Here is a 24,405-nt window from a genome sequence, read left to right on the forward strand (position 1 = left end):
TCAAATGATTCTAAAATACAGGTTTAAAAAATACATTCCTAAATCGATATTTTAGACAGATAGAAATCAGGATTTATTCAATGACGCTAATAGGATGGCATTCATCATACTATACTCGTTGCACTTTCAACCATAAGCTTTACTTTTCATTAATAAATTGGATAGCACCGCGTAACACGAAGGTGTTATTGCGTACAAATCGGCATCAATCATTATGCATCTTAGTTATAACCAAATAATCATCGATAAGCAATTGATACTATTATAAATAATTCAATTTACTTATAATAATGAGCAGACACTAACTTTTCACATTAGCGCGGGGTTGTGATAAAATACGCCACCTGTTAATCGGCTAGCCCGCTATATTTTTGGTCAATCATGGACTTATCCTTATGAGTGTTACTGTATTCAATCCCCGCATCGATGACGCTGCTGCCTCTGACATTACCGCTGTCACGCCTGCGATCACTGCACTCAATGAACTAAGTTCAGCACAAGCTCCTGTAAAATCAGCTACCAAAAAGGTATTTGTCACCACCCAAGGCTGTCAGATGAATGTCTATGACTCGGGAAAAATGCTTGATGTGCTTGGTGACTCACATGGTATGGAAGTGACGCATAATATCGACGAAGCCGATGTACTGCTGATGAATACTTGTTCCATTCGCGAAAAAGCCCAAGAAAAAGTCTTTTCAGAATTGGGTCGCTGGCGCAAATTGAAAGAAAAACGCCCTGACCTTGTTATTGGTGTTGGTGGTTGCGTGGCTTCGCAAGAAGGCGATAACATTCAAAAGCGCGCGCCTTATGTCGATATGGTATTCGGTCCGCAAACGTTGCACCGTTTGCCAGAGCTGTATGACCAATCGCACGAGCAACGTGAGATTGCGCCTAAGAACCGTATTGGTACGGTGGATGTATCCTTCCCAAGTATCGAAAAGTTTGATTTTTTACCAGAGCCAAGAGTAGAAGGATTTAAAGCTTTTGTTTCCATTATGGAAGGCTGCTCTAAGTATTGCTCATTCTGCGTCGTGCCTTATACACGTGGTGAAGAATTGTCACGTCCACTGGACGATGTATTGGCTGAAATTGACAGCTTAGCGGCACAAGGTGTGCGTGAAATCAATCTACTCGGTCAAAACGTTAATGGCTATCGCGGCGAAAAAGACGATGGCAGTATTTGCCGTTTCGCAGAACTCTTACATTATGTGTCACACGTCGATGGTGTTGAGCGTATTCGTTATACAACCAGCCATCCGCTAGAGTTCACTGATGATATCATTGACGCTTACGCGCAACTGCCAGAGCTGGTATCACACTTGCATCTGCCTGTACAAAGCGGCTCAAATGCGATATTGGCAGCAATGAAGCGCAATCATACGATTGATGTTTATATTAATCAAATTAATAAGCTCAAAGCCATACGCCCTGATATTCACTTATCAAGCGACTTTATTATTGGCTTTCCAGGTGAGACAGATCAAGATTTCCAAGATACGCTGAACTTGGCAAAAGAGTTAAACTTCGATCACTCTTATAGCTTTATCTATTCTAAGCGTCCAGGTACGCCAGCAGCAGAACTACCGGACGATGTGAGCTTCAAAACTAAGAAAGAGCGCTTGGCAGAATTCCAAAAAGTTATTATCGACTCAACGCTTGCTAAAACCCATGAGATGGTCGGCACCACGACTCGCGTATTAGTTGAGCAAGTCGCCAATCGTCATCCTGATTGTTTAATTGGTACAGCAGACAATACCCGTACCGTAATGTTCCCTTATGCAATAGATAAAATGGATGAGATGTTGGGTAAAATTGTGACCGTACGCATTACTGATTTTGTGAGTCCACACATGGTAAAAGGCGAGATTGAAGCAGTTTTAGCTTAATCATTGGTGCAAATAAAACAGCCAAAAAAGCCGTTTACTATTCAATAGTGAACGGCTTTTTTATAACTAAATATTAGCCTTTATATGACTATAGTCAAGCCACTATAAATCAAACACAGTGCCACTGGGATAAGTTTTGCGCCGCCTCTGTCTGCGCAGGCATAGCAAGCAAGAAAAATTTATACCAGTAGCGCGTTATAATATTTGTACTTATTTTATTTAGGACTGACTATAACTAATAGCGACTTTTAAATCATAAAACTATTGAACACATCAGCCAATAAAGCGGCAGCAATTAATATAAATATAATGCCGCAACCACGATTGAGCCAAGCTAAACGCTTACCAACATCTAACCACCCTGCAAGCTTTTTACCGCCTAATGTATATATTATCTGCCAAATCGTCTCACTGAGAAACAGTCCTAAGGTAAGCACCATATATTGCGGCCATAGTGGCGCACTAAAATTAATGAATTTAGGAAAGAAGGCTGCAAAAAATAAAATTGCTTTTGGGTTAGAAAGTGATACCCACATCCCTGTGCGAAATAGCATAGCATTACTAGGTGCCCTCTTGACTGCAGCACTAGAGAGCGAGCGCGGCTTGAGTGTCTCAGATTTATGAATGCTATCAGGACGATTTGAGCTTGTTGTTAACTCTGCGCTAATTTCTTCGCTCATGGCATTGGCGTCATCCATTAAGCTACTATTGCTGCCACTATCACGCCATGAAGCAACACCTAAATAAATAAGGTAAATGGCACCGACTGTCTTAATGACCGTCAATAACCATGGCGACTGACGGCTAATGACATCCAAGCCTAGTAGCGTCGAGAGCAACAGGATAAAGAGCCCAAGGCTGAGACCTGCCAGCGTCCATAATGTCCGCTTGACCCCGTAATTAATCCCATACTGAAATGCCAGTAGCATATTCGGACCAGGTGTCGCTGAGATAAAAAACGTACTTGCAAAAAATACCACAAACAGATGCCAAGACATCAACCAACCCCTACTTTTTTATTTTAAACTGACTAAACGAAAAAATAAACACCGCCATAAAGACGGTGTTTATTATACCAACCACGACCTAAACCTTGCGGTTTATTTATCCATAGTACAACTTTCTAATAGACGCTGTAAGAAGCTATCACAGCGCTCAATCTCATTTAACTTAACATATTCATCGGCTTTATGCGCCTGCTCAATACTGCCAGGACCACAGATAATCGTTGGGATACCGCTATTAGTAAACTGTCCGCCTTCAGTAGCATAAGCAACTTTATGGCGTTGATTGTCACCTGTCAGTGCTGCTATCAATGCTTGTAGCTCGGCACTATCATTATCTGTCATTGCCGGTACGCTTTCTTCTTGTGTCAGCTCAATGCCGGTATCGGCAGCGCGCGCTTGCATTTGTGCGCTTAGTTCTGCAACTTTTGCTTGAATCGGTAGCAGAATGTCGTCCTGTGTCATGTGTGGCAGGTTGCGATAATCAAAGGTGAACTCACACAGATTGGGCACAATATTGGTCGCTGTACCACCTTGTATGGTGCCCACAGACAATGTCGAATAAGGGACATCGAACAGTGCATCATTATCATCGCGATTGCTTATTTCTTCTGCCAAGGTATCAACATAGTCAATCAAACGACTGGCATAACTGATGGCGTTCACACCTGTTGCTGTCAATGATGAGTGCGCAGATTTGCCGTGGACGCGGCAGCGATAAACAGCAATACCTTTATGCGCCACGACCATCGCCATATTGGTGGGCTCACCGACGATACAATAATCAGGAGTGATACCGCGAGCTTTTAAGTCTGCCAAAATTAATGGCGCACCTAGACAGCCAACCTCTTCATCAAATGACAATGCCAAATGAAGAGGACGACTCAGCTGACCACTATTCGATAACTGTACCGCTTTTGGTAATAAAGTTAGCGCACACGCAATAAAGCCTTTCATATCGCAAGCACCGCGTCCATATAGCTTGTCACCACGAATCGTCGCAGTAAACGGCTCTGATGTCCATGCTTGACCATCAACTGGTACCACATCAGTATGCCCTGATAGCACCAAACCATGATTGATGATATCAGCACTGTTATTAGCATTGCCACCTGCTGCTACGGTGACAAATAAATTGGCTTTATTTTTGGCATCATTAAAGGTCAAATCTACGCTTAAGCCTAACTGCTCACAATAGCTTTGTACGTATTCAATCAATGCCAAATTTGAATGGCGACTGACCGTATCAAAAGCAATCAGCCTTGTAAGCCAGTCAATGCTATTCGATGGATAATCAGTATCCATTACAGCGTGAGATAAGCCATCAGTACGAGTTGATACAGTCATAAAAAATCCTTAATACGATAAAGATAAAAAGAGCTTAGCGTCTTTGAAATGCACGTTGTTGCAGCATTTTTACTTCTGCATCTAATCCAGCAATCGGACCTTCAACTGGCACATTTGGTGCTACCTCTTGAATACTTAATGAATTGATTGGTGATGAAGATTTTACACCCATCTCCTGCATCCATTCATCCAACTGTTTTGAGGAGCTAACATAAACAATGCGACCAAGCCCTGACCACGCATGAGCGGCGGAGCACATAGCACAATGCTCACCGGAAGTATAAACCACTGCTTGCGCACGCGCTTCAGCCGTCATATGCTTTGCTGCCCATTGGGCAACAGCAATCTCAGGGTGATAAGTAGCATCGACGCTATTGGCGCGATTACGGTCTTCGTGCAACACTTGACCATCACCAGCGACCAACACACTCCCAAATGGCTCATCACCTGCCTCTAAGGCTTCGGTAGCAAGCTCAATAGAGCGGCGCAAATGAATCATATCATCTGCTTTATCATCATTCCCAGTTATCATCTCAATCTCCCTTTTATTACCTTATAGCAAATTACAGTCCTTTATTAGGCTTTATATTACTCCATATCTTACCAAACCCTTTATGACGGATCTGACTTACGATGGATGGTTTTGATTCATCACATCAATGACTGGCGGCATAGGTTTTGGCTTAGTATTAGAAGCCTTACCTTCTGATTGTAACTCTTTAGTGGTTTTGGCATCGATAGCCAGTCCCGCAATCAACGCAATGTCTTTCACAGGCTTACGCTGACGAGTGGCAAAGCTCACTGGTACCATACGTGCAAATTCATAAATGTACAAATAAGACTCTTCGCCGCCTTCAAAATCTTCATCGTCTTCTAAACGAATGCCACCAATTTTTGCCAAATCAGTAAGCATCTCATTTTCTTCACTGCTCAGACGACAATCAGTGATACCAAAGCCGGTCATAAAACCATTTGCCCACTGTTTCAATGCCATTACACGCTCGTATAGGTCATGTTCATCATCTGGCACAAGCGGCGTATAGGAATAAGCATCATCCTTATCTTTTAGCTGAAATACGGTGTCTTCGGCTTCTTCAGTCAGCAAGGTCAACGCTTCGTTAGGTAATGGCGCAAAACTCAGTTCTTCAAATACCTTAGCCCATACCTGTTCATCAGGCGCGTCACAAGCAGTCATCAGCCCGGTCATTAGACCATGTACCTCACTGATAGACACATCAGTCCAGTCGTCAAAAGTCTTTAGCCACGTATTCCAGCCAGAGATATTGTCATTCATAATAGATATCCTAATAATTGATGGTTAATGATTGCTTATAAAATAAAATCAGTACAATGTTATCGATGAGGCAGCGATTCATAAAAAATAAAGAGATCGAGCCCAATGCTGGTAATTACTTTGTTGGTATAGATATTATGCGGTCACCTATGGCATTATTAAACGCAGACAACAACATTCATTTACGCTTATTTGTTAAGGATAAAAACTGACTATGTATGACCAACTTAGAATATTAGAAAAAATGATACTCGACATCAAAAAACAGTATCAGCTTGTCAGTGCTGAACTTAGCAGTCTCAAGCAACAACCATTATCCGACCCGAAAGAGCTTAGCGCCCTAAAAATTAAGTTAGATAGCAGCTATACAGAACGCGATGGTGCCAAAAAACAATTTAATGATCTTGATAAACGCTACCAAAGCTTGGCTGAAGCGCACCATATGATCGGTGAAGAGCAAGATAAACTTCATAAGCAGATTGAGCTGCTAGCACAACAAAACCATGACCTAAAACAGCATAATAATGAATTAAAGCAGCAGTATAGCGATATTAAGCAGCAAAACAGTGACTTAAAAAAGAAGAATGAATTGGCAGCGGAGCGTACACAAGTAGTATTACAACGCTTAACCCGTATTGATCAAACAGAAAGCCAGTAGTGTCTTATAGTCAAAAGTTAGCACTATTTTCGTTAATGAAGCTCACAAACGCTCACGATGACAGCATCCCTCTTCCACTTTATTGACCAGACATTGTAGGATTTATCATGACCGACAACCATAACAAAATCATTGAAAAACAGAAAAACAGCTCAGTAAAGAATGCTCAAGTAGAAACCAACCAAGTAAAAAATAGTCAGGCACAGAAAACTGTATCAACTAATGCAAATACGCAAAGCAGCCCCACTGCTAAAGTAAATAGCGCACCTGAGCCGCAAATCAAGAAAGTCGATATTGCGATTGCTGGCATTACTTATCCTATCTACTGCCCAGTACATGAACAAGAAGAATTGCGTTCAGCGGTATCTTATATAAACGATTTTGCTTTAAATTTAAAAAGAGACGCACCAAGTCTTAGTCAAGAAAGCTTACTGGTATTATGCTGCCTAAATTTATATGAAAAAATCCAAACTCATGAAAGAGGTGAAGAAGATCGCGGGCAACAGGATAAGCAATCTATGGCTTTGCTAAACAAAGTTATCCAAGATGCTCATTCTATTTTATAAGCCAATGCATTTCTTGATACTTATAAATATATCAAACGCTTAGTTTATGAAACTAAGCGTTTTTTATGGTCATTAGATAATGCTGTTTTTAGACTTATGGCTGATGAACCTTACCTGCATGAAAATCTGCTTGGTGCTCATAATTGCAAAAGAAAAGCTCACCAGATGTTGGTTCATCCGTAATCTCTGACGCCATGTTGGCATCAGCATCAACGCTGATATCAATCGTTTTAGCGTTAATATTGCTTTCAAGCACGCCACGATATTCAGCCAAGCTATTGCCACAAAAGTCACACTGACGCGGTGTAATAACATCGCCTTTTTTGGGCATCATGCTTTTGGGTGCACGCGGGTACATGAACTTATAAAATCCCCACATCGAAACCCAGATAATGATGATGATAATAATAACAGCTAACACGGCAGCGCTCCTTCAAATATGGCTGAATACATTATAAACGCAACGCTTCAGAATAATCATATAAAAAACTGGCTACAGTGAGCCAGTTTTTATTTTATAGAATACATTATTTAGCCGTCATAGTGACTAAGCTATCAGGGACCAAACTATAACTGTAGCTCACTGATATCAGCCACAGTTAAAAACAATGCGCGTACTTGCTTAAGCAACGCTAAGCGGTTGGCTTTAAGCGCCGTATCTTCACTGTTGACCATCACATTATCGAAGAATTGCGTCAATGGCTCATCTAAGCTAGCAAGCGTTTGCAATACTTGCGTATAGTCAGCTTGCTCAAGTAATGGTTGTACCACTGTCTGCGCTTGCTTCACACTCGCATATAAATTTTGCTCAGCAGGTTCAGATAGTAGAGCTTCATCAACAGTGTCAGCAACGCTCACTTCTGACTTGGCTAATATATTGGCAACACGCTTGTTTGAATCAGCTAACATCGACGCTTGAGGTAAGTTGCTAAACGTTTGAACGGCACGAATACGTTGATCAAAATCAAGCGGCATATGCGGGTTAATCGCTTGCACTGCCTGAATCGTATCAACGCTGACGCCTTGCTCCGTATACATTGCACGATAGCGCGAGTTCAAAAATGCCATCACTTGGGTAAATGTATCGCCCATCTTGGCAATCTTGCTACCGTCAGCCGTGCTATAGCCTTTGATGGCTTGCTCAACGAGAGCCACTAGATTAATTGGCAGCTGCTTCTCAATCAAAATACGCAGAATACCAATGGCTGAGCGACGTAAACTGAATGGATCTTTTGAACCTGTCGGTGCTTGGTCAATCGCAAAAATACCGACGAGCGTGTCCAAACGATCTGCTAATGCTAAGCAAATACCAATTGGCGTCTGTGGTAATACGTCACCGCTGAACTTAGGCAAATATTGCTCTTCTAAACTTGCCGCGACTACTTCTGGCTCATTATTCAGGCGCGCATAATAAGTACCAGCGATACCTTGCAATTCAGGATATTCTCCAACTAATGAGCTTGCTAAATCTGCTTTGGACAAAATTGCGGCACGCACTGTATCATCGATATCAATCTGCTGACCTTGCTGTTGCATTAGTGCAGCGATAAAGGCAGCAAGCTTAGCAATGCGTTCAGACTTCTCCCAAATCGTACCGAGCTTATCTTGGAACACACGAGTTTTTAGGCTTTCTGTCAGCGCAAATAATGGCTGCTTTTGGTCTTGTAAGAAGAAAAACTCTGCATCAGCCAAACGTGGACGCACGACTTTCTCATTACCTTCAATGATTTGGTTCGGGTCTTTTGACTCAATATTGGTAATAAAAATAAAGTATGGCTGCAATTTGCCTGCTTTATCGGTTAAGCAAAAATACTTTTGATCCGCTTGCATGGTAGAGATAAGCGCTTCTTGTGGCACTTGTAAGAAGCGCGCCTCAAAGCTTGCTCTTAAGGCAATCGGGAAATCAACCAATGCGGTGACTTCATCTAACAAACTCTGCGGTACGATAGCGTCAGAACTAACCTCATCTGCCAATGCCTTGACTTGGTTTTTAATCAGCATTTGACGCTTATCAAAATCTACCACTACTTTTAAACCATCAAGCAGTTGCTCATAATCATTGGCGTGCGCAATGTTATGGTAATCAGGGCTATGGAAGCGATGACCACGAGTTTGCGTCCCTGTCTGATGACCTTGGATAGTGGCATCAATGACAGCATGATCTTGCATCAAGACTGCCCACTGTACGGGACGCACGAACTCATTGCGGCTCGCGCCTGAACGCATACGTTTAGCAATCGGCAAATTATCAAGTGCGGTTTGAAAAATAGCAGGTAGCAGCTCAGTGGTCGCTTGACCCTGAATCGTTTGCACATAACCGACGTAATCACCTTTATCGGTATTAATAGTGGTCAACTTGCTGGCTTCAATACCCAAACCTTTTGCAAAGCCCATTGCCGCACGGGTAGGATTACCATCAGCATCAAAGGCAGCTTTAATCGCAGGTCCACGTTTTTCCTCAGTACGATCCGGCTGTTTATCGCTAATGCCTTGAATCTGTATTGCTAAACGACGCGGTGCCGCAAAGGCTTTGATACTATCGAAGCTGATATTAGCGTCTGCTAATTGCTCGGTAACACTTTCTTGTAATGCGTCACGTAAAGGTTTTAGACTTTTTGGAGGCAGCTCTTCACACCCCAGTTCAAATAGAATAGTACTCATGGGATGCTCCTATTTATTATTGTTAGTTGATTGGTTTGTGTTTAATTCTTCAGTTGCCATGTCAGTGTCTTCTTTTGGCAAATACTTATCGAGCGCCGCTTGACGATGCGCCTCATCCGCCAACGGGAAGCCCAGCTTAGCGCGTGCTTCGACATAACCAATAGCAACCTTACGAGCAAGCGTACGCACACGTAGGATAAAACGCTGACGCTCAGTCACTGAAATGGCACCGCGCGCATCAAGCAAGTTAAAGGCATGTGAGGCTTTTAGTACCATCTCATAGGCTGGTAGTGGCAAACCTTCAGCAACCAATTTATCCGCTTGCTGCTCATAAAAGTCAAACATCTGACCCATCATTGGCACATCTGCGTGTTCAAAGTTATAGGTAGACTGCTCAACTTCGTTTTGATGGAAAACATCACCATAAGTGACACGGCCAAACTCACCATCTGCCCAAACCAAATCATATACGCTATCGACGCCTTGCACATACATTGCCAAGCGCTCAAGACCATAAGTAATCTCGCCGGTCACAGGGAAGCATTCAATACCGCCCACTTGCTGGAAGTACGTAAACTGTGTGACTTCCATACCATTGAGCCAAATCTCCCAACCAAGTCCCCATGCACCTAGCGTTGGCGACTCCCAGTTGTCTTCCACAAAACGCACATCATGCACCAATGGATCAATACCAATTGCCTCAAGTGAGCCTAAATACAGCTCTTGGATATTAGGCGGATTGGGCTTAAGCACCACTTGAAACTGATAATAATGTTGTAAACGATTTGGGTTATCACCGTAGCGACCATCGGTTGGACGACGTGATGGCTGCACATAGGCCGCGTTCCAGCGCTCAGGACCTAATGAGCGCAAAAATGTCGCGGTATGAAACGTACCTGCGCCGACTTCCATATCATAAGGCTGTAAGATCACGCAGCCCTTATCCGCCCAATAATTCTGCAAGGTCATGATTAAATCTTGAAATGTCATCGGTTGAGAGTCTTTTTCTTGTGTCATCGAGGTTGTCGCTTGTGATGTCATAGTTTGGATTGTCATAGTTTGGGGCATCGTAATAAAGCCACTGTGGAATTAGTATTATGAAATAAAATATTGATAGCGCTCGTAGCGCCTATATAGCAACGAGTCTATTTGACTGCTCACCTTACTAAAAATTGACTATTTTATCTATATTTACCTGAACTAAATTTACACCCTATGCCGAAATATTCAGTGTATGGATCATCAATAAGTAGATTTATGAGTGAATTCTAATTTTAAAAGCAATCAATGGTATAGATAAAAAAATACCCAAATGCGTGAGCATTTGGGCAGGAGGAAAGGTATGTCTTGGGCATCCTGATTGTTCAGGCTTTTTGTTTTTTGGGGTATTGCAATTTCTTATTGAACTATTTTACTTTATCACTACTCTTATAAATCAATGCTTTACTGATAAGACTGACCATTTGCCTTCGGCATAATGATCCATAATATGATATAAATCAAAATACCAGGTACTGCGGCACTCAAAGTTGAGACAATAAAAAACAGTAATCTCACCCAGATTGGTGACCAACCGACATATTCTGCAATGCCACCCATCACGCCCGCTATCATGCGATTATTCTGTGAACGATGTAATTTTGCTAGCTTAGCCAAATCAAATACCTCTTTTTATTATTTATTTTAGTATTACTCTTATGAACTGCTTTATGATTTATTTTAAAGACATTAAAGACGTTTTACGTTTGCCTTCAAACTTATGAATAAGTATAACAATTATTTCTCTTCTATCTGTTGGCTGTGTAGACGTGCTTTGTGAATTTATGCTACTTAAGCTTACTCTAACCTCTCATTAACACCCGTAAACCTCTGATTTTAAATAGTTATTTCAAATTGTTTCAAAGGTAGCTTTGTTTCTCGCATATTACACCTTTTGTTACATATGCTATATTCTTTAATGAAACCAAATGCTTAGACCTTATTATTCTATCCTAAAAATAATAGCTTATTTATTAGAGTCACAATCTAGTAAAACGAAAACGTAATAAGTAGATAAATCATTATTTTATTGATGAATACATCATAAAATAGGGACTATTTACAATAATCTACGGGTAAGTCTTCACGAACCTTTATACCATGCTTATAAAAACTCTAGACAACTAAAAATAAATTGCACTCAGTAAGTGTGACTAAGGACAGCTATGTACGAGTCAGGATTGATGATTGGACATTTTGAGCCGCTACATTTGGGGCAAATGCGCAGTATATTGGACGCAGCAGGACAAGCAAAAAACTTACATCTTGTCATTATGACGCATCCATCGCCGCATCCAGATTTTAAAATCACGTTGCAAGATAAAGCGCGTTGGTTACAGATGGCTTGTGCTGATTTACCTTTTATTCATATTCATACCACTGATGAGATTGAGCTGCCAGTACATGACAGCTTTGCAGATGTGACGATTGATATCACTGCCAGTAACGCTAAGCTGCAACATTTGATAGATGCGTTAAACTTGCCTACTGAAACCGTAGTATTTGTCGCAGAGAACCACCCTTTAGCACAGTCTGATATTTGTAAGCAGCTAATCATGCAGGTGGTCACAACACCATTACAGCCTGACTTTGACTCTTATGCCATTGCACGAAATCCGGTCGCATATTGGTCAGCGCTACATCCGCAAGCACGCAGTAACTATACTAAGACGGTTGCTATTGTCGGCGGCGAAAGCTCAGGTAAGACGACATTGGTGCATAAGCTTGCCAATTATTATGGTGCTAGCTTTGCGCTTGAGATGGGACGGGTTTATGTCGTTACAGATTTGGGCGGCACCGAAATTGGATTACAATATAGCGATTATGGACCGATTGCCTTGCACCATGCGCAAGTGATTCGTGATGCAACAAGCATAGCCACGGCGCCAGTGACGATAATTGATACCGATTTTGTCACGACCCAAGCGTTTTGTGAAGAGTACGAGGGTCGCACCCATCCTTTTGTGGCCGCTTGCATTGATGAGTTTCGCTTAGACCATACGATTATGCTCGATAACAATGTGCCTTGGATTGATGATGGTATGCGCTCTTTGGGTACGCCTGAGGCACGTGGTCGTTTTGAGGCGCGTCTATTGGATATTTTCGCCCGTCATGATATTAAGCCGCACATGATTGATCAACCAGATTATGAGGCGCGCTACCAGCAAGCATTGTTATTTATCGACCAGTATGTTTATGGTCAAAAGCCGTAAAAGATAACCCAAATTAAAAAAGCATCACTGACACTATTATTTATTTTAGGAATATAACGCCATGCGTATTCAGCTACTAGACAATATCACTGGGAAATGGGCCATACAATGGATTGTCATCTGGTTTATTTGCGGTGTGCTTGCCTTATCTACAGGGTTTTGGCTCACCACCGAACATACCACGCTCGATTGGTTTTACTTAGGCGTGTCTTTTATCGGACTGGTATGCGTGGTTTCATTATCCTTTCGTAAAAACATCTTAGGCAATGGCTTTGGTATGGGTGCGACAGCCGGTGAAGTGGTCGTACAAGCGACCTCTGGTGCTGTTGGTCTGATGCTTGCGCCTTTGTTCAACTTCTTTACCCACGTCTATGGTATTTTTTATTGGTCAAAGCATACTGATGCTGATGGTGATATGGTGCCCAAATCTGCGAGCAAATGGATTTGGCTACTGACCATTAGCTTTATGGTGATTGGACTTGCCTTATTCCCAACGGTAAATAATTTACTAGCAAGCTATGGTTATGCGGTCGTTGAAGATGATAATAGTAAATTTTTAGGCCTTATCTCTTTCTTTTGGATTAATGTCATTGCCTTTATACTGTCTATTACCGCTCAGGCAGCAATGATTCTGCGCTATTCGTTTAACTGGTGGTTATGGATTTTATCCAACTTCGTTTGGTTGACCGTAAACTTGATGTCAGGCAATTACATATTTGCCATTCAGACCATGGTCTATCAAGTAAACTCGTTTGTCGGGCTCTATGAATGGTACCGCAGCGAGCAAGAATCGGTCGAGACACCAACACACATCAGAAAATAAAGACCAATAGACCGATTCTATATGAAAAATAGTGTGGCACTTCAGCTTGAGTAGATGAAGGGGTTTTAGATTAGAGTATTTGACTCTACGGTCTAACAGATAAAATGGCGAATTACTCAGATTAGTGCTACAACTGGTAGTCGTAAGTAACTTTATTTATCTATTAATTAATCAGTCATTCATTTACTAACAAGGAGGTTGGTATGTCTGTCACTCAGAAAAAACGAATGTCCAAGCGCACGCTTGAGCAATGGCTCAGTGAGTATTCAGTCAGTCATCAAAATCTTATCAATAAAAAAATCCATTGGCTCTGTGTTCCGGCTATTTTTGTCAGTCTACTTGGGATGGGGATGTCGCTATCCGTTTGGTTTACCTTAATAATGAGTGCCTTGGTATTATTATTTTATATGCGCTTATCAACGCCACTATTTATGGCAATGGGTATTTTTATTCTTATTTGTCTTTCAGTAATGACTCTATTCCCTTGGGGTTTTAAAGTTTGGGCGGCTGTCTTTGTGTTGGCATGGATTGGGCAGTTTATCGGTCATAAGCTTGAAGGTAAAAAACCTTCTTTTTTTGAAGATTTACAATTCTTGTTGATTGGTCCGGCATGGGTTGCAAATAGCTTAATGGGACGTAAGCGAGCTAGTGAATCATAGCTAAATCAGATAATGAGTCGATATTATTTTTAAATGGAAGCGACTATACAATAAAGAAACGGCACCCAATCTCTTATTAAGTGCCGTTCCTATAGTCAATCCTAAATAAAAGAAATACAAATTTTATAAAGCCCTACTGGGGTTAATTTTTCTTGCTTGCTGTGCCTACGCAGACAGAGGCTGCGAATAATTAAACCCAGTAGTCCTGTACTCTTTTAAAAGTGGATCACCTATATCATAAAAGCTACTGTCTATTAATCTAAAGTCTGTACACCGCCACCATTCACAAATATGGTTTGACCACTGACCCAAGTCGATATTGGCGCAGCAAAGTACAACATAGCACCAGCGATATCATCTGCCTCACCCAAACGCTTAATAGGCGTATTTGCTAGCATTTTCTTCTCAATCTCTGGCGTTAGTACCGTCTTCAAAGCATCGGTACGCGTAGCCCCTGGACCTACCGCATTGACGCGTACTTCAGGACCAAAGTCATGCGCCAAGTTTGCTACCATGTGATTGACAGCCGCTTTTGAGCCTGCATAGCCGCTCATATTCGGGCTTTTATTAACACTTGACATCGAGGTGGTAAATACAATCGAGCCATATCCTGATTTTTTCATAAGCGGCACGCACAGTTGACTTAAGCGCCAGCCACTAAAGACGTTTAACTCAAAATCACGGCGAATGTCATCGATCGATGCTGTGGTTGGGTTTTCACGACCGCCACCACCGCCGCCCGCATTGTTGATTAAGACATTAACAGTCCCAAACTCAGCGACTACTGTATCGACCATAGTGACCAAATCATCGTCTTTTAGAATATTACATTCTACGGCAAGTGCTTTTACCCCAAGCGCCTCAATATCTTTTACTGCTGCCTGTGCATCTTCAAGTTTTAAATCAGCAATAGCAATGTTAGCACCCGCTTCTGCCAAACGTAGCGCTGTGGCTTTACCAATACCATTTGCGCCGCCCGTCACAATGGCAACTTTACCTGACAAATCGAATAGTTCGTTAAATGCTTTATGTTGAAATTCTTGCATAATGATTCCTCAATATAGATGTGCTCAAATATAAATGTGCTCAGCTCGTTTACAGCACTATTAAATGCATAGCCATTGAAAGCGTGCGGCTAATACCTGCATTAATCTTAAGAATAAGCAGTTGCCAGTACGACTATTTCAACGCGATTGTGATCGAAGCGCTGACTAGAAATAATTATGCGTGGGATAGCTTGTTCTAATGTGCTAAGTTCACGCAGTTTTTGTAATGATTTATATTTGACTGAGTATCATGCCACTATAGGCATTGGCTGTGGATGCTGCTAACTGATTGCTAACCCAAATTTCAGACATAAAAAAAGCCTCACTTCTTATAAGAAGTGAGGCTTTAGTGCTTTTACAAGCCATATTTGGAGCGGGAAAAGAGATTCGAACTCTCGACCCCAACCTTGGCAAGGTTATGCTCTACCACTGAGCTATTCCCGCTTAATATCAATCTATAGCGTTATTGCTAACAGCTACGTCTCGATAGGCTGGCTATTTTAGCAAATATTCTGAGCGTGTCAACAGGTTTTTTTAACTTTCTTATAGATATCACAACTTTTAGGTGTTTATTAGGACGATAATTCTCATATACAATTGATTTTATGGTTTATTTTTCTAACCATCGATATCCAATTATTTTTATAAATAATTGCTCAAATGTTCTCTTTAACATATTTTTTGATTATTTAAGCAGATTTATCCGCAATTTATACATGAATGCCACTTACAATCCTACCTTGTATTGTTACTTTTGCTCTATTGGTTTTTAATAGTTAACATAATTATACTTATGCACAAGGACGGTTCAGGTAGAATTTTACTGTTTTAGTAGATTGAGAGAAGGTAGTAGAACGTCAATAATAAGCTTCCCTTACCTCTACTGCATCAACATTGCTGTTATTTACTTTAATTTTCTTATTTATAGCGAGGACATTTACTATGAAAAAACTACTTACCACGACAGTTATGGCAGCTTCATTGTCAGCACTGGCATTAACAGGTTGTACTAGCACGACCAGTACGGGTGCCGTTGGCGTTGATCGTCAGCAGTTGCTACTCGTATCAAGTGAGCAAGTATTGCAACTATCCGCTCAGAGTTATAATAAAACGATACAAGAAGCACGATCGAAACGTTTGCTTGATACCAACACCGCTCAGCTGAATCGCTTAAAAAATATTTCTAATCGTTTGGTCAATCAAGTTGGCGTCTATCGCCCTGATGCGGCAAAATGGCCATGGGAAGTACATACGATTAAATCTAACGACTTGAATGCTTTTGTGCTGCCGGGCGGTAAAATCATGTTCTACACAGGCATTATCGATCGTCTGAACTTAAGTGATGATGAAATCGCTGCTATTATGGGGCATGAGATGTCTCATGCCTTACGTGAGCATTCACGTGAGCGCCTATCGCGTCAATATGCAACTCAGACCGGTATCGGTGTCGCAGCCAGTATTTTTGGTCTATCACAAGGACAAGCTCAGCTTGCAAACGTCGCTGGTGACTTAGGTTTGAGCCGTCCGCATAGTCGCACCCAAGAAGCTGAGGCGGATCAAATCGGTCTTGAGCTAATGGCACGCGCAGGCTACAACCCACAAGCCGCTATTACCTTGTGGCAAAAAATGCAGCGCGCCAGCCAAGGCGAGCCACCACAATTCTTAAGCACTCACCCAACCAGTAGCAATCGTATCGCTGAGTTGCAGTCACTGATGCCAAAAGTAATGCCGCTCTATCAAAGAGCACGTCGTTAATAGTGTTTTTTAAGCAGAATTTTTGAAGTAGACACTCATAAGTCATGACAAGCAGAGCCCATATCATCATGTGGCGCTCTGCTTTTTTATACCTGTTACTCATAGAATGCATTCCATCAATACCATGCAGACTCGATATCAGCGTCTGCTATAATGGTGACGATATATTGTCTAACGACAATGAAGCTTAATAGAATAAAGGATTGTTATGACTACCATTACCTCTACCACCAGTAGCACCCCTACTGCCGACGCACTTAGTCAGCAGTTGCAAGAATTACAACCGCTGCATATGCAACTCGTTAACGAATCAGTGAATCATGCCGGTTACTTTGACGGTAAAGAAAGTCATTTTAAACTTATTATGGTCAGCGAAGCGTTTACAGGCAAGCGCTTGGTTGCCCGTCACCAAATGGTTTATCATTTGGCAGATGCATTATTAACCTCAAAAGGTGGTCAAATCCACGCCTTAGCGATTCATGCCTATACACCGACAGAGTGGCAAGGTCAAAACCCTGATAGCCCGTTATGTGCTGGACAAAATAAAGGCTAAATGCTATTTATTTTTTGCAGTAAATAATCAAATGCTATCGATGAAAAATATAATTTTAAAGGGAACCATATTTAATGAAACATTTACATATGCTCATGGCCGTGCTGTTGATTGTGCTGTTTTTATATCAAAGCTATCTGGTATTAAGCGCAAATAAGCAAGCACCACGTGTGGTCAAGATATCGTCGCATGTCCTCTACGCTGTTATGATTCTTTCGGGCGTTGGTATGCTGATGCAATTGATGAGCGCCAATGCACCTGTACAATGGGTATTTGCCAAAATCATTTTGCTTGTGGCTGCTATCAGCGCCAGTATAAAAGCCTTCAATAATACTGCAACACCGAGTCAAAGAAAAACTGGTATTCTCATTGCTGGGGCGGCATATGTGGGTATTGTGATACTTGCCTTTACCAAACCGGGTAACTTATTCTGATAAGCACTTAGATAAGCACAAATACTCCTGCAATGAAAATGACGAAATATTCTATGCATTTTCAATATCTTAATGAGATTATTTTTGCTATCTTAAATAAATAAAAACGCAATATTAGCTTACTGGAGCCGCTATGAAAACTCTTACTGTAACAGCATTACTAGCAACCGCTGGCATTTTTGGTCTCTCAGGCTGTGCTTCTACGGGTAATATTACGCCGCAATATATCCCGCCAAGCACCTATCAGAGCTATGATTGCCAAGCATTAAATCAAGAGTATATCCGTGTTAATAGTTATGTGAATGCTGCCCGTAACGAGCAATCAACCTTAGCATCGACAGGTGTGGGTGTTGGAATATCTGCAGGGCGCTGGGGCATCTCCCCTAATATCAGCTTTGGGGTTGGTCAAAGCAATAATAATAAAGCGCGTGATGCCAAGTTATCGCGTCTATACGGCGAACGTGATGCGATTATCCAGTCAGCACGTATTCAGCGCTGTAGCTTTGCTAATGGCATCAAGATTTATGGTGAGTAGGCTAAAACTGCTTTAACTCATCCAGCATAATAAAAAAGCCAATACGCGATACACGTATTGGCTTTTTGTTGGGTTCAATAAATTCAGACTTATAAGACAGCATTTATTGCAATAACTACTTTAAGCTTTGTACCCATTGCACAATTTGATGGCTTGATAGCGCTCCCGACTGCCGTGCTATCTCTTTACCATTTTTAAATGCTACCATCGTTGGTAAGCTGCGAATATTATAAGGCGCCGCTGCTTGCTCATATTTATCGGTTTGTATTTTAGCAAACACGATTTGTGGCAACTGGCTAGCAGCTATCTTGAACTCCGGCGCCATCATAAGACAAGGTTGACACCAACTAGCCCAGAAGTCCACGATGGTCAGCACTTCATTTTTTTGAATGACTTTACTCACCGTTTGCGCATTCAACTCATGCGGCGTTGCAGTCAGTAAAGGCTTCGCACATTTACCGCAGTTTGGTGCAGCACTGAGTCTGGAATCTGGTACACGATTCGTTGCTTGGCAATGTGGGCATACTACATGAGCATTTTTTTCACTCATAATAAGACTCCGTTAAATTATCATAAAAATCTATGAATTAGATAACACTGTACTAATACGGTGTTTATTCCCCAAGGACATTGATAGGTACTTTTAGATAACGTGTACCATTGTCTTCAGGTTTCGGAAAATGACCAGCATCGATATTAACTTGTACTGCTGGAATAATAAGCCTTGGCATCTCAAGATTGGCATCACGGCGCTCACGCATCTCTACGAACTCAGCTTCATTGATACCCTCTTTTACATGAATATTGCCTAATTTTTGCGCAGCGACCGTCGTAGTTGGACAATGTTTACGACCCTTACTGGGATAGTCATGGCAAAGATACATCATCGTATCTTCGGGCAATTCGAGCAATTTTGTAATCGACTGGTATAGAGTTCTCGCATCCCCACCTGGGAAGTCACAGCGCGCCGTACCCACATCAGGGGCAAATAAAGTATCACCGACAAACACCACGGTTTTTTCGTCGTCAGTGGCAAGATAAGCCATGTCAGCACGCGTATGACCGGGGACATACATAGCAGTAATAGTAATGCCGCCTAGCGCTAAAGTGTCGCCATCATCGGTCAAAACATCAAACTGACCGGCATCGGTGCGAAAACTGCTATCAAAGTTAAAAATCTGCTTAAATATTTTTTGTACTTCCGTGATGTGCTGACCGATCACTAACTGCCCGCCAAGTATCTCTTTGACATGAATAGCTGCCGATACATGATCAGCATGGGCGTGAGTTTCGATAATATAGATCAGCTCCCAACCATGCTCTTTGACAAATTCAACTACTTCATCGACGCTCGTTGTACGCGTACGTCCTGACTTGGCATCAAAATCCAATACGGGATCAATAATCGCACACACTTGCTGCTCAATGTCGGCGAGCACATGGGTATAGGTTTCTGTATCGCTATGTAAGAATGAATGAACTTGCATGACTACTCTCCATTTTTATATGAATGTTTTAATTTTCGATGAATTGTTACGTATAATAGGACGATATCTATCGTATTTAAAATAAGTCTATCAATTGGCTATAAGCATCAATATAGCAATTATTTTATAATATATCAATTTATATAATGTAAATAATGATAACTTGCTATAAATGGCGATATGATTGATAATTGACCCTATACAGTTATATACAATTTTTTCATTTATATTTTTATCTCTTATCTCTTATCTAAGGAGCTCGCTCTGATCACTTCTACTTCAGTACTGAGCACATTTGATACCAATGGTGACAGCAATGACGGCGTTGCGCCAAAAGACCTTGCTGAAAAAATGCAGCAAGCATCAATGCAAGCCAGCCAACTGCTTAAGTCACTCTCGCATCCTGATCGCTTGCTCCTCCTCTGTCAGCTAACTCAAGGAGAGTACTGCGTCAGTGAGCTTGAAAGCTTAGTCGGTGTTGGGCAGCCAAGCTTATCGCAGCAGCTTGGTATTTTGCGTAAAGATGAGCTAGTGACGACACGCCGTGAAGGCAAGCAGATTTACTATAGTATCGCTAGTGATGATGCATTAGCCATACTAGAGCTGTTATATCAGCGTTTTTGTGCCCCTGCTGAGGCATAGATGATTGGCTAAATCTCATTGATTAAATTCTGATGTTCATGAACATTTTTTATTGTGAGGACGTACTGCCATGCCCTCTATTGCCACTCGACTGATACCTGTTTGGTTACGTCAATATCAGCTGTCTGCCTTGCCAACCGATATCATTGCAGGGATAGTCGTTGGTGTGCTCGTTATTCCGCAAAGCTTGGGCTATGCGGTCTTGGCAGGCTTGCCTCCGGTCTATGGCTTATACGCGGCTATCGTGCCTGTGGCGGTATATGCGTGGCTCGGCTCTAGTAATGTACAAGCCGTCGGACCTGCTGCTGTGACCGCTATTATGACTGCAAGCGCGCTGCATCCTTATGCGGATAAGGGCGCTGAGCAGTATGTACTGATGGCAGCCCTACTAGCACTCATGATGGGTGCGATTTTGTGGCTGGCAGGACAGCTGAAATTGGGCTGGATTATGCAGTTTATCAGCCGCGGCGTCTCTGCTGGATTTATCAGTGGTGCCGCTGTGCTTATCTTTATAAGCCAGCTTAAATATCTAACTGGTATACCCATTTCAGGCGATGGCTTAATCGGTTATTTATCGAGCATGCAGATGTATGCCAATCAGCTGCATCCGTTGACGCTAGTAATTGGTATCAGCGCCTTTGCACTCATGCTTCTTAATCGCTATGGTAAAAAATGGGTTTGGCAGTCTTGGTTATCCGCCTCTTATGCGAAATGGGCAGAGCGCCTGTTTCCTCTTATACTGCTGACCGCTGCAATCGCTCTCAGTATCGTTTTACATTGGACGACAAGCGGTGTGGCAACGATTGGTAATGTACCGAAAGGACTGCCAAGCTTTACAGCGCCATATCTGCCAGACTTTCATGAAGCGCTCAATTTATTACCGACTGCAGGACTGATGGCGCTGATTGCGTTTGTATCGAGCAGCTCTGTTGCTAGCACTTATGCGCGTTTGCGCGGTGAGCTATTTGATGCCAATCGCGAGCTGACAGGGCTTGGACTGGCTAATGTTGCCGGTAGCTTTTTTCAAAGCTTTCCTATCGCTGGCGGATTTTCGCGTACGGCTATCAATGTCGATTCAGGTGCCAAAACGCCTTTAGCGAGCTTGGTCACAGTGTTAGTTATGATAGCTGCCTTGATAGCATTTGGGTATCTGCTTGCCCCGCTGCCCTATGCAATTTTGGGCGCAACCATCATGGCAGCTATCATAGGTCTTATTGACATAGCGACGCTAAAGTCGGCATGGCACCGCGACCGCTTAGATGCAGCAAGTTTTATCGCCGCGTTTGTCGGCGTATTGATATTTGGGTTAAATACAGGGCTCGTGATTGGACTTATGGTGTCATTTGCTAGCTTAATTTGGCAGTCAAGCAAACCGCATGTCGCTATCGTTGGGCAGCTCGCAGGGACAGGTCATTTTCGTAATATCAATCGTCATGATGTAGTGACCTTTCACAATCTATTGATGCTGCGTATTGATGAGAGCTTGTTTTTTGGTAATAGCGAATCAGTGCATCGTCACGTGGTACAAGCCACGCGTCAATATCCAGAGGCAAGCGAGATTATTCTTATTATGTCGGCAGTTAATCATATCGATTTGACCGGACAAGAGATGCTTATTAGCTTAAACCAAGAGCTATTAAATCAAAATAAGCATTTGAGCTTTAGCTTTATTAAAGGACCTGTCATGGACATCATTGAGCACACACCGGTGATTACTGATTTATCAGGACACGTTTATTTAAGCACTATGGATGCAGTTAATGGTTTAAAAGACACTCATTAATGTCATTTGTACTGTTTATTAGACTAAGAATAATTAATGGCTATCTATAACATATAGATATGATAAAAGCTGTGTTATGCTAAATTATTAGGATTACTAAAAAAACTACTAGTCTGTAGCGCTTTTTTTGAACTCATTATATCCTCTAATTTTTTTATAACTTTTATTGATATTACTTATGACCGATGACTTAACTATTTATAAGCAAATTTACCCAAGCCAATGTATCAAAATTGCAGAGCTTGGCTACCGCTCTGTGCTCAATATTCGTCCTGACGCTGAGGTTGATTCGCAGCCTAATAGCTGTGATTTTAGTAGTGCAACGGCGAAAGCCAATTTGAATTATCAGCATTTACCCTTTGATGATGAGCGCTTGAGTATGGCGACTGTGGAGCAGTTTGCTGCTTTTTATCGTACGATGCCAAAACCCATATTGATGTTTTGTGGTACGGGCGCACGTGCCAAACTGTTGTACCAAAGCGCATTGATGCAAGGGCTGCTATAAGTGTTGATATAAAAAGGCAATAAAGCTTACATACTTTATCTTTAGAAAATTATCCATTGCGCTTAGGCTTTGTATTCTCGTACTATCCATTTAATTTTAATATAAAAAATAAAAGGAGCTCTTATGAGCCATCAAGTAAGTATCACCGGACAAATCACCCCCGACCAAATACCGATGATTGCAGAAAATGGTTTTAAAACCATTATTAATAATCGTCCGGATGGTGAAGAGCCGAACCAGCCAACCAGTGCTGAGATTGCTGCTGCCGCCGAAAAAGCAGGACTTGCTTATAAAGAAGTGTCCTTTGCTGGTAGTGAGCTCAATCAGAACCACGTTGAAGAGTTTGCTGACTTTTTTAATCAAGCTGAGCAACCAATGTTGATATTCTGCCGTACGGGCAATCGTTCAACTGGCATCTATGAAGCGGCTAAGCGTATGGATTTGCTAGACGACTGATATCATAATCAATAATTTAAAGCAATAAACCAAGAAGCCCATATAAACATATGGGCTTTTATAATATTTAAGACTATATTTTAGATGCTGTAAAGCAATATATCGCCACAAGGAATGGGCGTTATAAATATAATGCAAGTATAACCGTTAACTTTACAAGGAATGTTCCATGAGTAATACCGCATTAGCTCTGCTGCCACTAGCCCTTGCTTATATTATGTTTACCTTAGGAACAGGGCTTAAGCCCAGTGACTTTAAGGTTATCGCAAGTCACCCCAAAGCATTCTTCATAGGGTTGATTAACCAAGTTGTCTTTGTACCACTCGTGGCTTTAGCAGTCGTCTTACTGATGTCGCCACCACCTGCCATCGCCTTTGGTATAATGCTGATTAGCTTTTGCCCCGGCGGCGTGACCAGTAATATGCTCACCTACTACGCCAAGGGTAACGTAGCACTGTCGGTCGCGCTCACGGGCGTAGTCAGTCTATTATCAGTGGTGACCCTGCCTATCTTAATCACCTTGGCTTTCAATCACTTTATGAAAGACCAAGCAGGCTCTATCAGTGCAGTAAAAATCGGCGTTGTCATGTTTTTATTGACCACCTTGCCAGTGACAATAGGTATGCTCGCCCGTTATAAATTCACTGATTTTATGGTGCGTAGAAGCGGCATCTTAAATGGCTTAGCCAGTGTCTTTTTTGTCTTAATCGTCCTTGCTGCTATTGCTACTAATTGGCAGCTATTACAGGAGCAATTGGCTTCTATTGGACTTGAGCTTGTGCTGATTATTGTCACCTTATTTATCATCAGTATTTTGACGGCAAAGGCGTTACAGCTAAGCTGGTTTGATACCAAAACCATCGCTATAGAAACCAGTATTCAAAACAGTACGACCGCGATTACCTTAGCCCCTATTATTATGGGCGTGAGTACATTGCCAGTTATTGCCCTACCTGCTGCCTTATATGGCGTACTAATGTATGTGATTACACTGCCGATTATTTTTCTGATTAGGAATAAAAACTGATTGAATAAGTAAGCCTTAATGAGACTATAAGCT

General features: G+C 41.9%; 26 protein-coding genes and 1 tRNA gene. 15 read left to right on the forward strand and 12 right to left on the reverse strand.

Translation table 11 applies throughout. The annotated features are described in order from the left end of the window. Positions 1–395: 395 nt before the first annotated feature. Positions 396–1,886, forward strand: a complete 1,491-nt coding sequence (gene miaB, locus M0221_RS10310; protein WP_483283759.1) for a tRNA (N6-isopentenyl adenosine(37)-C2)-methylthiotransferase MiaB — start codon at positions 396–398, stop codon at positions 1,884–1,886. Positions 1,887–2,134: 248 nt separating this feature from the next. On the opposite strand, the gene M0221_RS10315 is transcribed toward miaB, so the two are convergent. The 4 genes from M0221_RS10315 to M0221_RS10330 all read right to left on the reverse strand — a co-directional run bounded on the left by M0221_RS10315 (position 2,135) and on the right by M0221_RS10330 (position 5,531). Beyond that, positions 2,135–2,884 carry a LysE family translocator gene (locus M0221_RS10315; protein WP_483283760.1) on the reverse strand — a complete coding sequence of 250 codons (750 nt, stop codon included), beginning with the start codon at positions 2,882–2,884 and terminating at the stop codon, positions 2,135–2,137. 102 nt (positions 2,885–2,986) lie between these two features. Then, the gene (gene argE / locus M0221_RS10320; protein ID WP_483283761.1) at positions 2,987–4,237 is read right to left on the reverse strand and encodes an acetylornithine deacetylase; all 1,251 of its coding nucleotides are present in this window, start codon (positions 4,235–4,237) and stop codon (positions 2,987–2,989) included. A 34-nt stretch (positions 4,238–4,271) separates the two neighbouring features. Beyond that, positions 4,272–4,769: a nucleoside deaminase gene (locus M0221_RS10325; RefSeq protein WP_020444211.1), complete on the reverse strand. Its 498-nt coding sequence runs from the start codon at positions 4,767–4,769 to the stop codon at positions 4,272–4,274. Positions 4,770–4,865: 96 nt separating this feature from the next. Further along, on the reverse strand, positions 4,866–5,531 hold the full coding sequence (locus M0221_RS10330) for a UPF0149 family protein (protein ID WP_483283762.1): 666 nt from the start codon (positions 5,529–5,531) through the stop codon (positions 4,866–4,868). A 214-nt stretch (positions 5,532–5,745) separates the two neighbouring features. On the opposite strand from M0221_RS10330, the gene M0221_RS10335 reads away from it, so the two are divergent. Next, entirely contained in the window at positions 5,746–6,189 is a 444-nt protein-coding gene (locus tag M0221_RS10335; protein ID WP_483283763.1) for a hypothetical protein, read from the forward strand. A gap of 107 nt (positions 6,190–6,296) precedes the next feature. Continuing rightward, on the forward strand, positions 6,297–6,755 hold the full coding sequence (locus M0221_RS10340) for a cell division protein ZapA (RefSeq protein WP_483283764.1): 459 nt from the start codon (positions 6,297–6,299) through the stop codon (positions 6,753–6,755). A gap of 94 nt (positions 6,756–6,849) precedes the next feature. Here the strand turns inward: M0221_RS10340 and M0221_RS10345 are convergent, their stop codons facing one another. From M0221_RS10345 to M0221_RS10360, 4 genes are all read right to left on the reverse strand, one after another. Continuing rightward, on the reverse strand, positions 6,850–7,176 hold the full coding sequence (locus M0221_RS10345) for a hypothetical protein (protein WP_413786622.1): 327 nt from the start codon (positions 7,174–7,176) through the stop codon (positions 6,850–6,852). 146 nt (positions 7,177–7,322) lie between these two features. Then, positions 7,323–9,416, reverse strand: coding sequence for a glycine--tRNA ligase subunit beta (glyS, locus tag M0221_RS10350; protein WP_483283765.1), 2,094 nt, complete (start codon positions 9,414–9,416; stop codon positions 7,323–7,325). 9 nt (positions 9,417–9,425) lie between these two features. Continuing rightward, on the reverse strand, positions 9,426–10,406 hold the full coding sequence (gene glyQ / locus M0221_RS10355) for a glycine--tRNA ligase subunit alpha (protein ID WP_483284783.1): 981 nt from the start codon (positions 10,404–10,406) through the stop codon (positions 9,426–9,428). 453 nt (positions 10,407–10,859) lie between these two features. Then, positions 10,860–11,072, reverse strand: a complete 213-nt coding sequence (locus M0221_RS10360) for a PspC domain-containing protein (protein ID WP_483283766.1) — start codon at positions 11,070–11,072, stop codon at positions 10,860–10,862. A gap of 548 nt (positions 11,073–11,620) precedes the next feature. Between M0221_RS10360 and nadR the strand changes: the two genes are divergently transcribed. The 3 genes from nadR to M0221_RS10375 all read left to right on the forward strand — a co-directional run bounded on the left by nadR (position 11,621) and on the right by M0221_RS10375 (position 14,149). Next, the gene (gene nadR, locus M0221_RS10365; RefSeq protein ID WP_483283767.1) at positions 11,621–12,667 is read left to right on the forward strand and encodes a multifunctional transcriptional regulator/nicotinamide-nucleotide adenylyltransferase/ribosylnicotinamide kinase NadR; all 1,047 of its coding nucleotides are present in this window, start codon (positions 11,621–11,623) and stop codon (positions 12,665–12,667) included. A 61-nt stretch (positions 12,668–12,728) separates the two neighbouring features. Next, positions 12,729–13,490 (forward strand): nicotinamide riboside transporter PnuC, encoded by a 762-nt coding sequence (pnuC, locus tag M0221_RS10370; protein WP_020444219.1) that lies wholly within the window; start codon positions 12,729–12,731, stop codon positions 13,488–13,490. 203 nt (positions 13,491–13,693) lie between these two features. Next, the gene (locus M0221_RS10375; RefSeq protein WP_483283768.1) at positions 13,694–14,149 is read left to right on the forward strand and encodes an Mpo1 family 2-hydroxy fatty acid dioxygenase; all 456 of its coding nucleotides are present in this window, start codon (positions 13,694–13,696) and stop codon (positions 14,147–14,149) included. 254 nt (positions 14,150–14,403) lie between these two features. Here the strand turns inward: M0221_RS10375 and M0221_RS10380 are convergent, their stop codons facing one another. After that, the gene (locus M0221_RS10380) at positions 14,404–15,195 is read right to left on the reverse strand and encodes a glucose 1-dehydrogenase (protein WP_483283769.1); all 792 of its coding nucleotides are present in this window, start codon (positions 15,193–15,195) and stop codon (positions 14,404–14,406) included. 369 nt (positions 15,196–15,564) lie between these two features. Further along, positions 15,565–15,639: transfer RNA gene (locus M0221_RS10385), tRNA-Gly, on the reverse strand. A 498-nt stretch (positions 15,640–16,137) separates the two neighbouring features. On the opposite strand from M0221_RS10385, the gene M0221_RS10390 reads away from it, so the two are divergent. The 4 genes from M0221_RS10390 to M0221_RS10405 all read left to right on the forward strand — a co-directional run bounded on the left by M0221_RS10390 (position 16,138) and on the right by M0221_RS10405 (position 18,472). Further along, positions 16,138–16,950, forward strand: coding sequence for a M48 family metallopeptidase (locus M0221_RS10390; RefSeq protein WP_011514379.1), 813 nt, complete (start codon positions 16,138–16,140; stop codon positions 16,948–16,950). Positions 16,951–17,158: 208 nt separating this feature from the next. Continuing rightward, positions 17,159–17,503 (forward strand): BolA family protein, encoded by a 345-nt coding sequence (locus tag M0221_RS10395; RefSeq protein WP_149409338.1) that lies wholly within the window; start codon positions 17,159–17,161, stop codon positions 17,501–17,503. A gap of 74 nt (positions 17,504–17,577) precedes the next feature. Continuing rightward, complete coding sequence (locus M0221_RS10400; protein ID WP_149409339.1) at positions 17,578–17,937, forward strand: SirB2 family protein; 360 nt, start codon at positions 17,578–17,580, stop codon at positions 17,935–17,937. A 133-nt stretch (positions 17,938–18,070) separates the two neighbouring features. Next, positions 18,071–18,472, forward strand: coding sequence for a hypothetical protein (locus tag M0221_RS10405; protein WP_011514382.1), 402 nt, complete (start codon positions 18,071–18,073; stop codon positions 18,470–18,472). A 115-nt stretch (positions 18,473–18,587) separates the two neighbouring features. Here M0221_RS10405 and trxA read toward each other — a convergent pair whose 3' ends face one another. Further along, positions 18,588–19,022 (reverse strand): thioredoxin, encoded by a 435-nt coding sequence (trxA, locus tag M0221_RS10410; protein WP_483283770.1) that lies wholly within the window; start codon positions 19,020–19,022, stop codon positions 18,588–18,590. Positions 19,023–19,086: 64 nt separating this feature from the next. After that, positions 19,087–19,959: an MBL fold metallo-hydrolase gene (locus tag M0221_RS10415; protein WP_483283771.1), complete on the reverse strand. Its 873-nt coding sequence runs from the start codon at positions 19,957–19,959 to the stop codon at positions 19,087–19,089. Positions 19,960–20,310: 351 nt separating this feature from the next. Between M0221_RS10415 and M0221_RS10420 the strand changes: the two genes are divergently transcribed. From M0221_RS10420 to M0221_RS10440, 5 genes are all read left to right on the forward strand, one after another. After that, entirely contained in the window at positions 20,311–20,601 is a 291-nt protein-coding gene (locus M0221_RS10420; protein ID WP_011514385.1) for an ArsR/SmtB family transcription factor, read from the forward strand. A gap of 70 nt (positions 20,602–20,671) precedes the next feature. Continuing rightward, the gene (locus M0221_RS10425) at positions 20,672–22,384 is read left to right on the forward strand and encodes a SulP family inorganic anion transporter (RefSeq protein WP_011514386.1); all 1,713 of its coding nucleotides are present in this window, start codon (positions 20,672–20,674) and stop codon (positions 22,382–22,384) included. A 178-nt stretch (positions 22,385–22,562) separates the two neighbouring features. Beyond that, on the forward strand, positions 22,563–22,889 hold the full coding sequence (locus M0221_RS10430) for a protein tyrosine phosphatase family protein (protein ID WP_020444227.1): 327 nt from the start codon (positions 22,563–22,565) through the stop codon (positions 22,887–22,889). Positions 22,890–23,012: 123 nt separating this feature from the next. Continuing rightward, entirely contained in the window at positions 23,013–23,345 is a 333-nt protein-coding gene (locus M0221_RS10435; RefSeq protein ID WP_181209676.1) for a protein tyrosine phosphatase family protein, read from the forward strand. A 169-nt stretch (positions 23,346–23,514) separates the two neighbouring features. Then, a complete protein-coding gene (locus tag M0221_RS10440) occupies positions 23,515–24,372 on the forward strand; it encodes a bile acid:sodium symporter family protein (protein WP_483283772.1) in 858 nt (285 codons plus the stop codon). Positions 24,373–24,405: the final 33 nt, after the last annotated feature.

The sequence above is a fragment of the Psychrobacter sp. ANT206 genome (assembly GCF_056880555.1).

Excerpts from the sequence above, each read along its gene's own strand:
- miaB (WP_483283759.1), top strand. The coding sequence starts at position 396 with ATGAGTGTTACTGTATTCAATCCCCGCATCGATGACGCTGCTGCCTCT.
- M0221_RS10315 (WP_483283760.1), bottom strand. The coding sequence starts at position 2,884 with ATGTCTTGGCATCTGTTTGTGGTATTTTTTGCAAGTACGTTTTTTATC.
- argE (WP_483283761.1), bottom strand. The coding sequence starts at position 4,237 with ATGACTGTATCAACTCGTACTGATGGCTTATCTCACGCTGTAATGGAT.
- M0221_RS10325 (WP_020444211.1), bottom strand. The coding sequence starts at position 4,769 with ATGATAACTGGGAATGATGATAAAGCAGATGATATGATTCATTTGCGC.
- M0221_RS10330 (WP_483283762.1), bottom strand. The coding sequence starts at position 5,531 with ATGAATGACAATATCTCTGGCTGGAATACGTGGCTAAAGACTTTTGAC.
- M0221_RS10335 (WP_483283763.1), top strand. The coding sequence starts at position 5,746 with ATGTATGACCAACTTAGAATATTAGAAAAAATGATACTCGACATCAAA.
- M0221_RS10340 (WP_483283764.1), top strand. The coding sequence starts at position 6,297 with ATGACCGACAACCATAACAAAATCATTGAAAAACAGAAAAACAGCTCA.
- glyS (WP_483283765.1), bottom strand. The coding sequence starts at position 9,416 with ATGAGTACTATTCTATTTGAACTGGGGTGTGAAGAGCTGCCTCCAAAA.
- glyQ (WP_483284783.1), bottom strand. The coding sequence starts at position 10,406 with ATGACATTTCAAGATTTAATCATGACCTTGCAGAATTATTGGGCGGAT.
- nadR (WP_483283767.1), top strand. The coding sequence starts at position 11,621 with ATGTACGAGTCAGGATTGATGATTGGACATTTTGAGCCGCTACATTTG.
- pnuC (WP_020444219.1), top strand. The coding sequence starts at position 12,729 with ATGCGTATTCAGCTACTAGACAATATCACTGGGAAATGGGCCATACAA.
- M0221_RS10375 (WP_483283768.1), top strand. The coding sequence starts at position 13,694 with ATGTCTGTCACTCAGAAAAAACGAATGTCCAAGCGCACGCTTGAGCAA.
- M0221_RS10380 (WP_483283769.1), bottom strand. The coding sequence starts at position 15,195 with ATGCAAGAATTTCAACATAAAGCATTTAACGAACTATTCGATTTGTCA.
- M0221_RS10390 (WP_011514379.1), top strand. The coding sequence starts at position 16,138 with ATGAAAAAACTACTTACCACGACAGTTATGGCAGCTTCATTGTCAGCA.
- M0221_RS10395 (WP_149409338.1), top strand. The coding sequence starts at position 17,159 with ATGACTACCATTACCTCTACCACCAGTAGCACCCCTACTGCCGACGCA.
- M0221_RS10400 (WP_149409339.1), top strand. The coding sequence starts at position 17,578 with ATGAAACATTTACATATGCTCATGGCCGTGCTGTTGATTGTGCTGTTT.
- M0221_RS10405 (WP_011514382.1), top strand. The coding sequence starts at position 18,071 with ATGAAAACTCTTACTGTAACAGCATTACTAGCAACCGCTGGCATTTTT.
- trxA (WP_483283770.1), bottom strand. The coding sequence starts at position 19,022 with ATGAGTGAAAAAAATGCTCATGTAGTATGCCCACATTGCCAAGCAACG.
- M0221_RS10415 (WP_483283771.1), bottom strand. The coding sequence starts at position 19,959 with ATGCAAGTTCATTCATTCTTACATAGCGATACAGAAACCTATACCCAT.
- M0221_RS10420 (WP_011514385.1), top strand. The coding sequence starts at position 20,311 with ATGCAGCAAGCATCAATGCAAGCCAGCCAACTGCTTAAGTCACTCTCG.
- M0221_RS10425 (WP_011514386.1), top strand. The coding sequence starts at position 20,672 with ATGCCCTCTATTGCCACTCGACTGATACCTGTTTGGTTACGTCAATAT.
- M0221_RS10430 (WP_020444227.1), top strand. The coding sequence starts at position 22,563 with ATGACCGATGACTTAACTATTTATAAGCAAATTTACCCAAGCCAATGT.
- M0221_RS10435 (WP_181209676.1), top strand. The coding sequence starts at position 23,013 with ATGAGCCATCAAGTAAGTATCACCGGACAAATCACCCCCGACCAAATA.
- M0221_RS10440 (WP_483283772.1), top strand. The coding sequence starts at position 23,515 with ATGAGTAATACCGCATTAGCTCTGCTGCCACTAGCCCTTGCTTATATT.